Here is a 1949-nt window from a genome sequence, read left to right on the forward strand (position 1 = left end):
TAATATCACATGCTATTACTTCATTGTTCTGTGCCAGTAGAATTGCATTAGACAATCCTACATATCCCGTTCCCGCTATTGTAATCTTCATTCTATTTGTCTCCCCCTACCTTGTAATATTCCTTGTACCACTTGGCAAATCTATCAAGTCCCTCGTCAAGACTTGTACTCGGCTTGAATCCGAAATCCCTCTCAAGTGCAGACACATCGGCATAAGTCTGATATACATCACCGGGCTGCATGGGAAGGAGTTCTTTCTCTGCTTCATGGTCAATGATTCCGTACTTCATCAATTTCTGTTCCAGTGTATTAACAAAATCCATAAGACTTTCAGGACTGTTGTTTCCAATATTGTAAACCTTGTATCTTACACCGTCTCCATTGGGTTTCGGTGCCTTGTTCATGACATTGACCACACCCGTTACAATGTCATCAATATATGTGAAATCTCGATACATGTCTCCGTAATTATATATCTGTATCTTCTCACCCTTGACCAGCTTGTTGGTGAACTTAAAATATGCCATATCCGGCCTTCCAGCAGAACCATAAACAGTAAAGAAACGAAGTCCTGTTGCAGGAATATCATAGAGTTTTGAATAGGCATGGGCCATCAATTCATTTGATTTCTTTGTAGCTGCATAAAGAGATACCGGATTGTCCACCTGGTCTTCAGTTGCATATGGAACCTTCTTATTGGAACCATAAACAGATGAAGATGATGCATAAACCAAATGGCCTACAGGATAATTTCGACAAGCTTCAAGAATATTGAAGAATCCTATGAGGTTTGAATCTATATATGCCTGGGGATTATCAATGGAATAACGGACTCCGGCCTGGGCAGCCAGGTTGACAACAATGTCCGGCTTGTACTGTTCAAATATTGAATCAACAGCCTATTTATCTGTCAAATCGCCCTTGATAAAGGTAAAGTTTTCATGTGATTGAAACTGTGACAATCGATATTCTTTCAGGTTTACATCGTAATAATCGTTTACATTATCAAAGCCTATTATTTTATTGTCTGAAACAAGAGCTTGAGCAAGGTTTGATCCTATGAAACCTGCAGCTCCTGTGATTAGTATTGTTTTCAATTTGTAGTTCCCCTTTATAATGTTTATGAAATCAATAAGTTATAGTTATGTTCCCGGTACAAATCAGTTCCATATTTGTTTTTCAGAGGTGGGTCAATTCACAGTGTTAAATTTTCAAGGTCCAGTGTAAACCAACCCGGGATTGCTTACTTCTTATACCCCCATGGTGGGTCAAGTTTCAGCGTTAAACCCGGGTCAATTTTAAGTATAAATCAATACCCATTGAAATTTCAACACTTTTCCATCACTTCAATAAGTTATAATGTTATACGACAGGCACCGATATCTTCATAGCTGGGTAATCTGGTCTTATTTTTAGTTATGTTCCCGGTACCAATCTGTTACATGCTTCCAGAATATTGAAGAATCCTATAAGGTTTGAATCGATATATGCCTGAGGATTATCGATTGAATAACGAACACCGGCCTGTGCAGCCAGGTTAACTACGATATCAGGCTTGTATTGCTCGAATATAGAATCAACAGCCTGTTTGTCTGCTAGATCACCCTTGATGAATGTGAAATTATCATGCGACTCAAGCTGTGACAATCGATATTCTTTCAAGTTTACATCATAGTAATCATTTACGTTGTCAAAGCCTATTATTTTATTGTCTGAAACAAGAGCTTGTGCAATGTTTGATCCGATGAATCCTGCTGCTCCTGTTATTAATGTTGTTTTCATTTTAGTAAGTTCCCCTTTATAATGTTTATGAAATCAATAAGTTATAGTTATGTTCCCGGTACCAATCAGTTAATTCCACAAACCCTAAGAGGTCTGTTCAGCAAAGACAATGCAGTGTCCTTTGTTAATTCATCCTTCCAGACAATATTAAGTTTTTCCTTCAGGAA

General features: G+C 38.0%; 3 pseudogenes. All 3 read right to left on the reverse strand.

Annotated elements, in window-relative coordinates:
- Nucleotides 1–91, reverse strand: a pseudogene (locus tag BUB05_RS18300) (UDP-glucose 6-dehydrogenase); the annotation flags it as partial.
- 1 nt (nucleotide 92) lies between these two features.
- Nucleotides 93–1118 (reverse strand): annotated as a pseudogene (locus BUB05_RS18305) (SDR family NAD(P)-dependent oxidoreductase).
- Between the two features lie 322 nt (nucleotides 1119–1440).
- Nucleotides 1441–1782: pseudogene (locus tag BUB05_RS18310) on the reverse strand (SDR family NAD(P)-dependent oxidoreductase); the annotation flags it as partial.
- Between the last annotated feature and the right edge of the window lie 167 nt (nucleotides 1783–1949).

This window comes from Dethiosulfatibacter aminovorans DSM 17477 (assembly GCF_900142005.1).
In the GTDB taxonomy this organism is placed as follows: Bacteria; Bacillota; Clostridia; order Tissierellales; family Dethiosulfatibacteraceae; genus Dethiosulfatibacter; species Dethiosulfatibacter aminovorans.